At 42.8% G+C, this 13,947-nt stretch carries 11 protein-coding genes; 5 read left to right on the plus strand and 6 right to left on the minus strand.

All coding sequences use genetic code 11. From position 1 onward, the window contains the following. Nucleotides 1-100: 100 nt before the first annotated feature. Entirely contained in the window at nt 101-721 is a 621-nt protein-coding gene (locus AAEO56_RS04230) for a DUF4230 domain-containing protein (protein ID WP_341695779.1), read from the plus strand. Nucleotides 722-777: 56 nt separating this feature from the next. Here AAEO56_RS04230 and AAEO56_RS04235 read toward each other — a convergent pair whose 3' ends face one another. Continuing rightward, entirely contained in the window at nt 778-2,538 is a 1,761-nt protein-coding gene (locus AAEO56_RS04235; RefSeq protein ID WP_341695780.1) for an aromatic amino acid hydroxylase, read from the minus strand. 386 nt (nt 2,539-2,924) lie between these two features. On the opposite strand from AAEO56_RS04235, the gene AAEO56_RS04240 reads away from it, so the two are divergent. Further along, a complete protein-coding gene (locus AAEO56_RS04240; protein ID WP_341695781.1) occupies nt 2,925-4,103 on the plus strand; it encodes a DUF4932 domain-containing protein in 1,179 nt (392 codons plus the stop codon). Nucleotides 4,104-4,246: 143 nt separating this feature from the next. Here AAEO56_RS04240 and AAEO56_RS04245 read toward each other — a convergent pair whose 3' ends face one another. From AAEO56_RS04245 to AAEO56_RS04265, 5 genes are all read right to left on the minus strand, one after another. Then, nucleotides 4,247-6,373 carry a T9SS type A sorting domain-containing protein gene (locus tag AAEO56_RS04245; RefSeq protein WP_341695782.1) on the minus strand — a complete coding sequence of 709 codons (2,127 nt, stop codon included), beginning with the start codon at nt 6,371-6,373 and terminating at the stop codon, nt 4,247-4,249. A 72-nt stretch (nt 6,374-6,445) separates the two neighbouring features. Next, nucleotides 6,446-8,587, minus strand: a complete 2,142-nt coding sequence (locus tag AAEO56_RS04250) for a T9SS type A sorting domain-containing protein (RefSeq protein ID WP_341695783.1) — start codon at nt 8,585-8,587, stop codon at nt 6,446-6,448. 91 nt (nt 8,588-8,678) lie between these two features. Further along, the gene (locus AAEO56_RS04255; RefSeq protein ID WP_341695784.1) at nt 8,679-9,239 is read right to left on the minus strand and encodes a DUF4136 domain-containing protein; all 561 of its coding nucleotides are present in this window, start codon (nt 9,237-9,239) and stop codon (nt 8,679-8,681) included. Between the two features lie 66 nt (nt 9,240-9,305). Continuing rightward, nucleotides 9,306-11,291 carry a urocanate hydratase gene (locus AAEO56_RS04260; protein ID WP_341695785.1) on the minus strand — a complete coding sequence of 662 codons (1,986 nt, stop codon included), beginning with the start codon at nt 11,289-11,291 and terminating at the stop codon, nt 9,306-9,308. Nucleotides 11,292-11,415: 124 nt separating this feature from the next. Continuing rightward, entirely contained in the window at nt 11,416-11,592 is a 177-nt protein-coding gene (locus tag AAEO56_RS04265) for a DUF5522 domain-containing protein (RefSeq protein WP_341695786.1), read from the minus strand. A gap of 223 nt (nt 11,593-11,815) precedes the next feature. On the opposite strand from AAEO56_RS04265, the gene AAEO56_RS04270 reads away from it, so the two are divergent. The 3 genes from AAEO56_RS04270 (at nt 11,816) to AAEO56_RS04280 (ending at nt 13,913) form a co-directional block, all read left to right on the plus strand. Then, the gene (locus tag AAEO56_RS04270; protein WP_341695787.1) at nt 11,816-12,151 is read left to right on the plus strand and encodes a hypothetical protein; all 336 of its coding nucleotides are present in this window, start codon (nt 11,816-11,818) and stop codon (nt 12,149-12,151) included. 77 nt (nt 12,152-12,228) lie between these two features. Then, on the plus strand, nt 12,229-12,705 hold the full coding sequence (locus AAEO56_RS04275; protein ID WP_341695788.1) for a DUF1761 domain-containing protein: 477 nt from the start codon (nt 12,229-12,231) through the stop codon (nt 12,703-12,705). Nucleotides 12,706-12,779: 74 nt separating this feature from the next. Next, nucleotides 12,780-13,913, plus strand: a complete 1,134-nt coding sequence (locus AAEO56_RS04280; protein ID WP_341695789.1) for a GNAT family N-acetyltransferase — start codon at nt 12,780-12,782, stop codon at nt 13,911-13,913. The last annotated feature ends 34 nt before the right edge of the window (nt 13,914-13,947 follow it).

The raw sequence follows: 13,947 nt of genomic DNA on the forward strand, positions 1-13,947 counted from the left end.
TTTAATGGTTTATTCTCAATTGGCCGGCTTCATAAATTGTTTTTTTAAGCCAATTATAACATAACCGCTTGCAGGTTCTTCTTATCTTTAAAAGAAAAAGATGACTAAGAAGGCACTTTTGGTTATTATAGCAATTGGGGTAATTATCCTTTTGTTTCGTTATTGCGAATTTAAAGGCGATGGACACACAACCGTCCTCGAGGAAAGCGCGCTAATACAGGAGCAGATACGCAATGTGGGTAAGCTGGTTGTTACCGAAGGGCATTTCAGCGAGGTGCTTACCTATAAAGACACTAAAAAAGGCTTCCTTAACCTGTTTGATGCCGAGAAGAAAGCCATCGTGATCGTAAATGCCGAGGTCACAGTAGGCTTCGACCTCAGCAAGATTGAGTACGATATCGACGAAACAACGAAAACCATCACCATAAAGAATATCCCGAAGGAAGAGATAAAGATAAGCCCCGACCTAAAATATTATGATGTGGAGCAAAATGGCTTTAATGAATTTGGCGGGGAGGATTACAACAAGATAAACAAGCAGGTAAAAGAAAGCCTCGCGAAGAAGATAGAAAAATCCAGCCTGAAAAGCAATGCTCAGAACCGCCTGATAAGCGAGTTAAGCAAAATCCTGATACTGACCAATACTATGGGGTGGACACTGAAATACAACGGGCAGCAACTGGATAACAAACGCTTAAATGATGGGATTTTCGAAAATTAAAAGCCACGAATTACTAATTCTAAAGTTTGCAGAATTGTGTAATTCGTGGCTAAAAACTAAACCGCTTTTTCTTTTTCAAATATGAGTTCAAGGCCACCCTCGATAAGATGGGCGACTTCGGGACGTTTCTTTTTAACCGAATCCAGGTGCAGCATCACTTCATGCAATAGTGCTTCATTGTTATCCTTACTAAGAAGTTCAACAATCTCTATAGAAAGCAGCCAGTCGTTCGGGTGGCTTTCTTTCAATTTTGTAAAGGTTGCTGTAATGCTGATAGCAGGGGCTTTGCCTTCCCTGATGTCCCTGATGTTTTTATAAAGGCTTTCAAGTTCTTCCCTTTCGATTGATTTTTTAGCCTTTATGGTCTTACTTGACGGCACGTGTGTTATTAGGTCGAAACTGTTCACATCGGCAGGCCCGGAGAAAGCCGAAATAACTTTCTTGCCTACCGCCATGTCGTATATACCCCATTCCGGGCGGAACAATACGGTATCGTTATGTGTTACGGTACAATCCTTAAAGCTGATGATAATGATCTTGCCCTGGAGGTTCCTTGTTCCGGTGATGATCTCGCCGCTAACAGTGATGTTTCCTTCAAATTCGAGTGTTACACGTTCGCCTTCATAGATCGCATAGGCCTGTAAGTCGCGCGGACTCATGTCCTCAATGGCCAGGTTAATGCCTTTAAGCTTTCCTACAGGGCTACCGAAACCTTCTGCATGATAGGATGCGCCATGCCCTACCAGCTCCTTTTCGCGGTACGACAACGCCGTTTTGCCGGTAGTCTGTATATAAACCGGTTTCCCGTCATTTTCCAAAACATTGGTAAACAGCCCTGATATTTGTATTCCGGTGCTTAGCTCAATGGTTCCCAGCGCTTTCGATTTTATCAGCTTTTCAATCCCTGAAAGGCCGCCAGTGCGGAGCGCCATCTTATTGGCAAACTCCTCAAGCACCTGGCTCAGGTAGGCAAAATCGGGCGTAACAAAAAGCTGCGGCTGTGGTTTGGTTATATCAAACCCCTGGTAGGCCGCATCAATGGTATAGGGTACTTTTTTAACGTTATCGGTCATGCACCAGGCGCTTTCGCCAATAGAAGAAAGCAGCCCGGCGCCATATATTTTCGGGTTTTCTACAGTTCCAATGAGGCCATACTCCACCGTCCACCAGTGCAGGTTGCGTATCAGCGCCATTTCTGATGGTTCAACTACATCATTCTGTAGTTCGTCAACGCGTTTTTCTATCGCCTCGATCTCGTCTTTTGGTGTACCTTCGGCCTCTTTCAGTATCGAAAGCAAACGTATTGCCTCATATATTTCATAATCGCGTGCCGACGATATGGCCTTACAGCCTATTTCGCCGAAGCGCCTTAAATACTCAGCATATTCCGGGTTGGCGATTATCGGCGCATGACCTGCACCCTCGTGGATAATGTCCGGTGCCGGTGTATATTCTATGTGTTCTAATTGACGGATGTCTGAAGCAATAACCAAAACATTATAGGCCTGGAATTCCATAAAGGCATTAGGCGGGATAAAACCATCCACCGCTACAGCTGCCCAGCCTATTTCCTTCAGTATTCGGTTCATGCCATACATGCTCGGGATATTGTCTATCTCAATACCTGTTTTTTTAAGGCCGTCAAGGTAAGAGCTGTGTGCCACCCTGCTCAGGTAATCAACATTTTTGCGCATTACATAGCGCCACACGGCCTGGTTTATCGGCGTATAGTCGCTGTAATCCTGTGGCTTTATAAATTGCCTCAAATGCTTCGGAAGCCGGTCTATTAAAAGGTTGCTCTCAATCTGTGCACTCATAGTTAAAACATTAATTACAATCGTAAAATTACGAAATTCTCATTTAACAATCCTAAAACGTAAAATTTATATTTTAATTTTAACCATAACAAACTGCCTTTTGTAGATTAATCAAACATTGTAAAATAGAAAAGCCGCGGTAAGGGGCCGCGGCTTTGAAACAGAAACAAAGTAATAAAACAGTTTTAGTAAAACTGTAAATGTTACCGTTTTAGTATGGCATAGTATATTATTTTTTTAATTCCTTCATCTTAAATGTCTTGGTCAGTCCATTTGAATATTAGCGACTCTTTTTGGTATGCCTGGCCACATGTATAATGAAAATCATTATTTATACCACCGTATTATTTGTAATTTAGCAGGCAAAAAATTTTAAATCGCCTTAATTGAGCGAGATTACAAATCATTCAATCACAAAAATCAACAGTAGCGTTTACAGAATTATGAAGAGAAATATATTTTCAGCCCTATTGATATTAACTACATTCATTTCATTTGCTCAGGAAAAAGTAAATTTTTCGGAGAAATTCAAAAAAGAGAATCAGGGAAAATACAAGATCGAGATCAACGAGTTAAAAGAATTGATCCATATCATGATAGCCATTACCAGTACCGGTAAGGAAAACAGCGATATGATCCAGCAGGAAGGGCAATATTATAAAGACGTGCGATCTTACTTTAAACCCTACGAAAATGAAGCGATAATCAAAACCTTTGATTCGCTTATGAGTGCTTCTCTTTATAACTATGTTTTTTTAACCGGGAATGCAATTTCATATAACCTAAAGGGGAAAAAACTTGTAAAAAGTAGTGTTTTTGAATTTCCGGCAATGGGAGTTGCAAATATTCACATTGATAAAAATCCAATAACCATTTACAAAAAGGAAATAGAAAATTTTGCAAAGAAATCTAAATTCAGAAAATTCTATTCTGAACATCGGGAATTTTACTCAAAAATCATTTCAGACTACGAAAAAAGTGCCAACCTTGGAAAGCAATGGAAATGGCTGGAAAATAATTTTGAAACCAAAAAAGAAAGTTATATCATATTATGTTCTCCCCTGATCAACGGATTTAATTATACTGGGCAATTTACCAACAATAACTTTTCGCTAATCCACATGAACCTGCCACCTGTTGATAACTATCCGAATCTCACTGCGCTTGAAAATGAGTTGTCGAATACAAGGGTTATGTTTACTGAAATTGATCACAATTATGTTGATGCGCCTACAGTGTCAAATACGGATCTTATAAATCAGATTTTTGCCAATCGAAAAATTTGGGTAAATGAAGAAGCCGAGGGGACATATGCGTATCCTACACCTGTTAAAGTCTTTAATGAATATATGACATACGGGGTTTTTGTGCTTTATTGCAAAGACAATTACGACCAGGCTTCGTTAAATAAGGCAACAAAAGATGCTATTTCCCTGATGTCGGAAAGAGGCTTCCCGAAAATGGAATTATTCATTGAGGTTCTTTTTAAAATCCGTGCAGAGCATCCAAATAAAAAAATAGATACATGGTATCCTGAATTTTTGAAACAGCTCGCAAAAAAATAGTGCCAATACTAAATAAGCCGGAAGATTTCTCTTCCGGCAAGTAATTAGCTAATGTTTAATTATAACCCAGCTCTTCTTTGGCGGATATTCTTTCATTATCCCGGCACAAATTCATTAATGAACTCCCGCTATATTATATTTTACTATTTCTTCACTAGCTTTTCTACCTTCATTCCATCCCCGGTCAGTACTTTTACAAAATACATCCCCAAAGCCCTCCCGGAAATATCCAGTGAAGCATTGCTTCCGGCCTGTAACAGCCTGCCTTGAATATCATAAAGCTCAACTGACTTTATAACTGATGCAGCACTTATATTTACAATACCATTGGAAGGATTCGGGTATACTTTCACCGAGTTATCTTTTTCGAAATCGCCCCTGCTTAGTACCTCAAAAATAGTCGTTGCATCGTTGGTCGCAATCGGCCAGTTGTAGTCGAAAAAGATATCCGCCTGTTGTGTAACGTCGTCATTAGCCTGTAGTGTATTCAGTGTTTTAATTTTAAAAACCACATTGCCTTTTTCTGCCGGGCCGAGGTTGATGGCGTCAAAGCGGAACTCCACTTTATTACCGGTCACTTTTGCCTGAACGGGATGTGAAGCATTGATCAGTTGAAGCGTAGCCATGTCAAACTGGGCTGTATCGATAACATCCTTCACAACAATGAAAGTAGCAGGCGCTGTGCCGGTATTCTCAAAATTAATGTTGTAATGAAGGTATTCGCCTATTTTATCCGGGTTTACAGAATTCCCTTCGAGACAATTGATATCGTTGGGATCGAATGAACCTATCACAGTTTCCTTCAGGCCAAATACATTATCCAATAGCGTATCATCTCCCGTTACAGGGTTGATGGTTGCCGTGAATTGCAGATTATCGTCAACATTTACAGCCGGGATTTCCATCGGGCCATTTACGTTCAATATCACATAAATTTCCCGTTGCTCAAAAGGTGCAAGATTGTTATAATTCCAGTTGATTGTACCGGATGATGAGGAATCTTCCGACGGGTTAGCCGAAACAAAATCCAACACATCTTCCTGGTAAGCAAGTACTACAGAACCTGAAAGCATTTGGTTGCCTTTATTCCTGTAAACAATTTTATAATTGGCATCAAATCCCGGCCGGGTGCCGAAAGGCACAATTACAATATCAAGGTCGGGATGGTTACCATTTGGCGTTAAGCAAAAATTCTGTGTACTCACAAGGCTGTCTACTGCTGTAAAGCTAACTTCGGCAAATGGCGGAGTGATGGTGAACATTTCGTTATCAAAATCAGGTGTAATAGTGAAAGTACCTGCCTGGGTATAGAAATTGTAAAGACCTACATTACTTATCACTGAACCGCTTTCGGTACCATCATTTATATTCAACTTAATGCTGCTGATAACGCTATCATTTGTGTCGCAGCCATCGCCTTCATTGTCGAAAAGTAATGAACCGGTAATGACGTTGTAATCGCCGCCGGGAGTGAAGGTGCAGTAGGTACTCACTAAGGCATTGCTTTCTATAAATTGAATGTATTCCAGTTCACCTTCGTCTACACATACAAACATTTTATATTGGTTATTGTCATTATAATCAGAATCCCTAATAGCAGATGAATTAAGGGCATGTACCGGATTGCCGTTTTTCAGGTTTACAAAAACATCATGGTTTTCGCTATTAAACTGTACATTCAAAAATTCAAGGTTAGGACATCCGCTTAAATCAAGCTCTTCAATGATATCGCTAAATATCCATATACCCTTAAAATTTGGATTCTCGCCGATAGTCAGTGAAAATAATCCAGCATTATATAGACTATCAACACTTAATCTTTCAAGGCTTTGCAAATTAGAGACATCCAAACTTGCCAGTGTTGTCATTTCAAGGAACAGATCTGTCAGGCTATCCATTCCTGACATATTTAATTGTGACATCTGACCGTCATTAATACTTAGGTATGTTACCTGGTCAAGCCCTGAAAGATCAATGCTGGAAACGGAGGTGCTGATTGACAGATAGGTCAGGTTAGTGAATGCCCCGATTCCCTCTAACGATGAAATGGGGCCTGTAATTTCGGGGTGTTCAAAAATACTTAGATGCTGTACGGCCAACGCTTCAGAAACCTGTAACTCTCCATCTCCATTAGTGTCGATGGGTTCCGAAGCAGGGGTGAACTGTACGCTTAACAAATGATTCTTAAAATTCGCATCGGGAATATTCACGATCTGCGCCTGCATTATCCCCGCAAGCAGCAGCGATAATAATAGTAATGTTTTTTTCATAGTAGTTGGTTTATTATAAAGATACGAAATTCGCATAAGGTTGCGTTTAAAAATAAAAAAGCCGCAAAATATTTACGGCTTTAAATAATTATAAATTAAAGAGTTACTTTTTAACACCTTCTCAACCTTCATCCCGGCTTCGGTGAGCACTTTTACAAAATACATTCCGGCGGCACGTCCCGAAATATCTAGTGAGTCGTTGCTTCCCGCCTGCAGCAGCCTGCCCTGTATGTCGTATAATTCTACCGACCTGATCTCTGAAGCAGCCGTAATGTTCACCATGCCGTTGGATGGGTTCGGGTACACTTTTACTGAATTGTCCTTCTCAAATTCGCCCCGGCTCAATACTTCAAATACTGTCGTGGCCTCGTTGGTTTGTATCGGCCAGTTGTAGTCAAAGAAGATGTCGGCCTGCTGGGTTACGTCGTCGTTAACCTGGAGCGTATTCAGGGGTTTTATTTTGAATACCACATTGCCTTTGCCTTCCGGCCCAAGGTTAATGTCATCAAAACGGAATTCGACTTTGTTGCCTGTGATTTTTGCCTGAACGGGATGCGAAGCATTGAGCATCTGTAAGGTAGCCATGTCGAACTGCGTGGTATCAATCACATCTTTTACTACAATGAATGTGGCCGGGGCGGTACCGGTATTCTCAAAATTGATGTTGTAGTGCAGGTACTCCCCTATCCTGTCCGGGTTAACCGAATCGCCTTCAAGGCAGGTAATATCGTTCGGGTCGAAGGAGCCGATGACGGTTTGCTTCAGGCCAAAAATGTTGTCTAATGGCGTATCATCTCCCATTACAGGGTTGATGGTTGCCGTGAATTCCAGATTATCATCAATATTCACTGCCGGGGTTTCCATGGGGCCGTTTACGTTGAGGGTTACGAATATTTCCCGTTGCTGGAATGGCGCCAGGCCGGTGTAGTTCCAAATAAGGTTACCCGAAGATGAGGAATCTTCCGACGGATTGGCCGAAACAAAATCCAGCACATCTTCCCCATAGGCAAACACGATATCACCCGAAAGTGTCTGGTTGCCCTTGTTCCTGTAGATGATCTTATAGTCGGCATCAAAGCCGGGGCGTGCGCCGAATGGTACGATTACGATATCCAGGTCGGGATGATTGCCATTTGGTGTAAGGCAGAAGTTTTGAGTGGTAACCAGGCTGTCGACTTCGGTGAAATTTATTTCCGCGAATGGCGGGGTAATGGTGAAAAGGTCGTTTTCAAAATCAGGGGTAATGGTGTAGGTTCCTTCTTGTGTGTAAAAGTTGTAAAGGCCGGTGGTGCTAACGGTTGAGCCGCTTTCCGTACCGTCATTGATGTTAAGTTTTATGTTTCTGATAACGGTGTCATTGGTATCGCAGCCATCGCCTTCGTTATCGAAAAGCAGTGAACCTGTGATGACGTTGTAATCGCCGCCGGGGGTGAAGGTGCAGTAGGTGCTAAAAATCACATTATCAGAAACATTTTGAAATTCCTCTCCTTCATCTATACATATGTAACATTTGTGTCCTTCATCATTATCGAAGTATACCCATGTAGAGCTGATAGGCCAGTCATAAGAAGCATCACCATTTTTTATATTTAAAAAAACATCATGCGAACCGCCAAAATTAAAGCTAAATGTTGCAATGTTAGGACAGCCGCTCAAATCTAATGACTCTATTCCAGTAGAACTAACCGATATAAGGTCTAAGTTAGGATTACTACCAACATTTAAAGATGTAAGGGTATTATTAGTTCCTGAGAAAACCCGGATAGTTGTTAGGCTTTGCAATTGTGAAATATCAAGAGATCCAATTGATGAACTGGCCAAATTAAATGTTTCTAAATTTATTAATCCATTGATATTAAGATCCACAAGTGCAGCATCATTAATAATTAGGCTTACAAGATTTGTAAGAGCGGAGATATCTATGGCCGGTAAATGGGATAAAGTTATATCGAGTGCTTCAACATTTGTAAAAGCTCCAATTCCCTCTATATTAATTATTGGAGGATTATAAACTTCTGTAATCTGAAGGGCATTTACATTCTCAGCTTCACTCATCTCTATTTCACCATTCCCATTCGTGTCAATAGGCTCTCCATCATCAAGATCAACCGCCTGTATTAAAAAGTTCTTAAAATTCGCATCCGGAATGTTCACGATCTGCGCCTGCATCACTCCTGAAATAATAAGCAATAAGAATAGTAACGTTTTTTTCATAGCTGATTGATTGGTTAACAAATAGTTGTGATAAATATATAAAAAAAGCCCGTTGAAAAAACGGGCTTGATAAGAAAAAGTAAGAATACGATTATTTTTTCTGCTTCGGCGGGAACTGCGCGATGATTTCTTTCACAAACTCATTGATGCGTTCCTGCTTTTTGTCGCGGTCAAAGGTCAGTACACCCTTGCCTACACCCTGCCAAACCAGTTCTTTTTTAGAAGCGTCGATAAGGTCGATGTAAAGTGTGCCTTCGGTAGAGGTGCTCACTGAGTTGTAGTTACCACCCCAGCCCCACGGGCCACCCCAGCCCCAACCGTATCCGTAGCCCCAGCCACCCCATCCGTAATAACCGCCAAAACGGTTAACGTTGACTTCCTTAGTAGCTTTAGTAAAGATATTCACCAACAGCGCCGGCTTCTCACTTTTGGTAAAGCCTTTTTTCGCAAACTCGTCGTCGATGGCGCGCATGATCCTTTTCTTGTCGAGGTCGGATATTTCGGCCTTGTCAATACCGTCTTTCAGGTAGCCATAGGTTTTGTACTGGTTAAAGTCGGCTGTCTCATCATAATCCGATGACACCCTTACAGAACTGCACGAAGCCGCAAGTGCAGTGATAAATAGTAACGATAGCAATTTTACTGTTTTCATAAAAATAGAGTTAATTATTCATAGCAACGTCAAATCCGCTAAATCAACTTCCCTTATGAATACCGTTTAGAGTAAGGTATCGTCCACTTTATTCGGGAGTGTGACTTTCAATAAAGGCTGCGCTTCCATGGCCCTTTTGATGGCAAATATCGCCTCGTCGTTCCTGGCCCAGCTGCGCCTTGCAATACCGTTGTTCACATCCCAGAAAAGCATTGATTCCAAGCGTCTTGATGCATCTGAAGAACCATCAAGAACCATACCAAATCCGCCGTTAATAACCTCTCCCCATCCAACTCCGCCGCCATTGTGAATGCTCACCCACGTAGCCCCACGGAAGCTGTCGCCAATAACGTTATGTATCGCCATATCGGCCGTAAAGCGGGAACCGTCGTAAATGTTTGACGTTTCCCTGTATGGTGAGTCGGTACCGGATACATCATGGTGGTCGCGTCCCAGTATTATCGTGCCTATTTCACCTTTGGCAATAGCCTCATTAAACGCCCTTGCAATATTAATGCGCCCTTCAGCATCGGCATACAGGATTCGTGCCTGCGAACCCACAACCAGCTTGTTCTCCTGTGCGCCGCGTATCCATTTTATATTGTCCTGCATCTGCTGTTTGATCTCATTAGGTGCGGTTTTTGCCATTTCTTCCAAAATACTTGCGGCAATCGTATCGGTTTTAGCCAGATCTTCCGGCTTACCTGAGGCACATACCCAACGGAACGGCCCAAAGCCATAGTCGAAACACATTGGGCCCATGATATCCTGCACATAGCTCGGGTATTTGAAGTCGATGCTGTTGGCCGCCATTACATCGGCATGGGCACGCGAGGCTTCCAAAAGGAACGCATTGCCGTAATCAAAGAAATAGGTGCCTTTCGCCGTATGCTTATTAATAGCATCCGCCTGCCTGCGCAGCGATGCATATACTTTTTCCTTAAATAGTTCCGGGTTGTCGGCCATCATGGTGTTGGCTTCTTCAAAAGATAACCCAACGGGATAATAGCCGCCTGCCCACGGGTTGTGCAGCGAGGTCTGGTCACTACCCAGGTCAATATGCAAATCCTGCTTATCAAATTCTTCCCAAACCTCTACGATGTTGCCCTGGTAGGCGATCGATACTACTTCTTTATTGGCTTTCGCCAATTTTACGCGTTTTACGAGTGACGGCAGGTCGGTCATTACTTCATCCACCCAGCCCTGTGAGTGGCGGGTATGTACTGCTTTCGGATTCACTTCGGCACATATCGTAATGCAGCCTGCAATATTACCTGCCTTAGGCTGTGCACCGCTCATTCCGCCAAGCCCGGAGGTTACGAATATCTTACCTTCCAGACCTTCGCCGTTTTTGGATATTTTGCGCCCGCCGTTCAGTACCGTAATGGTCGTCCCGTGTACAATGCCCTGCGGGCCGATGTACATGTAGCTTCCCGCGGTCATCTGTCCGTATTGCGTAACGCCCAGCGCGTTGAATTTCTCCCAATCGTCCGGTTTGGAGTAGTTGGGTATCATCATGCCATTGGTCACCACTACCCTTGGCGCTTCCTTATGCGAAGGGAACAATCCCATCGGGTGGCCCGAATACATGACGAGTGTTTGTTCATCGGTCATTTCGCTGAGGTATTTCATGGTGAGCCTGTACTGCGCCCAGTTAGAGAATACCGCGCCATTACCACCATAGGTTATAAGTTCGTGCGGGTGCTGCGCCACGGCATAGTCCAGGTTATTCTGGATCATGAGCATGATGGCTTTCGCCTGCTCGCTTTTGCCGGGATATTCGCTTATCGGGCGGGCATACATCCTGTAGTCAGGACGCAGGCGGTACATATAAATGCGCCCGTAGGTTTCCAGTTCGTGACTGAATTCTTTTATGAGTTCCGCATGGTGCTGCGGCTCGAAGTAACGCAGTGCATTGCGCAGTGCCAGTTTTTTCTCTTCTGCCGAAAGTATCTCCTTACGCTTTGGCGCATGGTTAATGTCGGTCTCGTAAGGCTTTGGCTGTGGTAAAACCGAGGGGATACCCTCCTGTATCTGTTCGTGGAATGTCATGTTTTGTTCGTTTGTCGTTTGGTCTTTATTTTTTTGTCACCCTGAGCGCAGTCGAAGGGCAACGTACTTCTTGACTGCGCTCGAAGTGACATGCCATACGTAAACTGAACACTGCGACTGAAAACTATTTCTTAATATTTCCTGTTCGTTTGTCAAATCCGTAAGGGCAATGGCGGCATCCGCTTTTGCAGCAGTAGCCGCGTTTAAGGTGGTACGCTTCGGTAAAAACCTTGTAGCCTTCCGGTGTAAGGTAATAGTCTTCACCTTCTATTAATTTATTTCCTAAATTTTGCCCTGTCATACGCGCAAATTTAGGAACTTTACATCTATTCCTTGTCATTATTTGGGAAAATGGAACGCGGATGACACGGATTTTTGCGGATCGATGCAGATTTTCTAATGAAGTCTCAAAGCCATGCACCTTGCAAGTATTGCATTGCTATATCTTTGCGACTTATTGTACACCATCTCCGGCATGAGTCTTTGCGGCTTCGCGGCTTTGCGTGAAATTGAAAATATTTTAAATGATAATCGCCTCCAAATATTTAGTCCCGAAAGGTTACGCCGCTATGGCACTGTTCCCATTCATTTTTGTCCACGACCAAAAGATGAAGGAAAATAAAGCGCTTATCAACCACGAACGCATCCATCTCCGGCAGCAGGCCGAAATGCTTATACTACCTTTTTACATTTGGTATGTAACAGAATACCTGGTCAATCGTCTTGTCTTTAAGGACAGGAAAAAAGCCTACCGGAATATCAGTTTTGAGCGGGAGGCGTATGCTAATGAGACCGACCTCACTTATCTGGCAAACAGACCGTTTTGGAATTTCAGAAAGTTCTTAGGTGTTGAAAATTAATCATTTAACGTATTATGGCATTGCAATAAAAAAATTACATTTGTTGTAACAAACCATAAAACAAAATAATTATGCAAATGAATTTTTTAGCCATTCTGGTGGCTGCCCTGGTTACCCTTCCTGTGGGTTTTATCTGGTATAACAAAAATGTTTTCGGTACCGTGTGGATGCGCGAAACCGGAGTTACCGAAGAAAGCGCCAAAAAAGCGAACATGCTGAAAATATTTGGGCTTACGCTGCTATTTTCTTTCATGCTTGCCTTTATCCTGCCAACGATCGTGATCCACCAGGTGGGTGCGCTACAGCTTACGGGCGGCGACCTTACGAAAGTTAAGCCTTCCTACAGTGCCTTTATAGCCGACTACGCCCATAATTTTCGTACCTTCAAACATGGCGCGCTTCATGGGTTTATGGCCGGACTGTTCATCATCCTGCCTGCAGTCGGCATCAATGCACAATTTGAGAATAAAAGCTGGAAATATATACTAATCAACGCCGGTTATTTTATAGTATGCCTTACTATAATGGGCGGAATAATTTGTGCATGGGAATAACTATCTATTTATGTAAAAACAATACGATCCCCGGAGGTTGCCGTACCTTTGGGGATCGCTATGAAACAAAAACTTTGGACCAAAAATTTTCCTTTTCGATTTTCAACTGTGCCGAAGCGCTTCCGTTAGCCTGGGATGCCATTGCCGAAAAAAATACCTTTCTTACACGGTCCTATCTTGCGCTGCTCGAAAAAGCGGCACCGGAGAACATGGAATGCCACTTTGTAGGGCTTTTCAAAGACGGGGAACTTTGCGGCATCGCACTGGCACAATACATCAACCTGAGAGGCATCGACACCTTTAAGAAGAGTTTCAGCATCAAGGATTATATTTTCAAAAAATTCTCTTCCCATATTATTGTTATCGGCAATAATACGCTTACGGGACAGAATGCTTACCTGCTTAGTGATACCATCCCGGAAACCGAAGCATTGCATTTATTCCGGCAAGCGCTAAAGCAGATGGCACGCGACTACCGCAGAAAATGCATTTACATCAACCTGCTTGCTATAAAAGATTTTAACCGCGAAGAACTGCCCGATTTTAAGGCTGCGGGATTTAAAGGTTATTATGAGTTCTGCACCCAGCCCAACATGATTTTCGATATCAGGGAAAGCTGGAACAGTATTGACGACTACCTGGCCGACCTGAATACTAAGTACCGCACGCAGTACAACCGCGCCCGCAAAAAAGCAGAAGGCATCGAAAAGAGAAAGCTCACTGAAAATGAGATTCGCGAACAGCAGGACAGGATCCACGAACTGTACCTCACCGTTGCGGGCAATGCTTCGTTCAATACATTTCATTTGCCGAAAAACCATTTCGAGATCTTTAAGCAGCAGCTGAAAGAAGATTTCCTTTTCTATGGTTATTTCCTTGACGGAAAACTGGTTGGGTTCAATACCCTCATAAAAAACGGCACCGATATGGATACGTATTTCTTAGGGTATGACGATAGTATCCAGAAAGAAAAAATGCTGTACCTGAATATGCTATATGATATGATTGGCTATGCAATCAAGAAAGGATTTAAGCATGTTGTTTTCGCACGGTCGGCAATGGAGATAAAGAGCTCGGTGGGCGCCAAGGCCGAAGTTGTTTATGGCATGATAAAGCATACCAACCCAATACTCAATGCATTCATGGCAAGGCTGTTTCCTTACTTTGACCCGAAAGTGGAATGGAAAGAGCGGAGTCCTTTTAAGTAACATGGTATAGAGACGCATTGAATGCGTCTCCCAA

This window comes from Flavobacterium arundinis (genome assembly GCF_038289855.1).
GTDB classification, from domain to species: Bacteria; Bacteroidota; Bacteroidia; order Flavobacteriales; family Flavobacteriaceae; genus Flavobacterium; species Flavobacterium arundinis.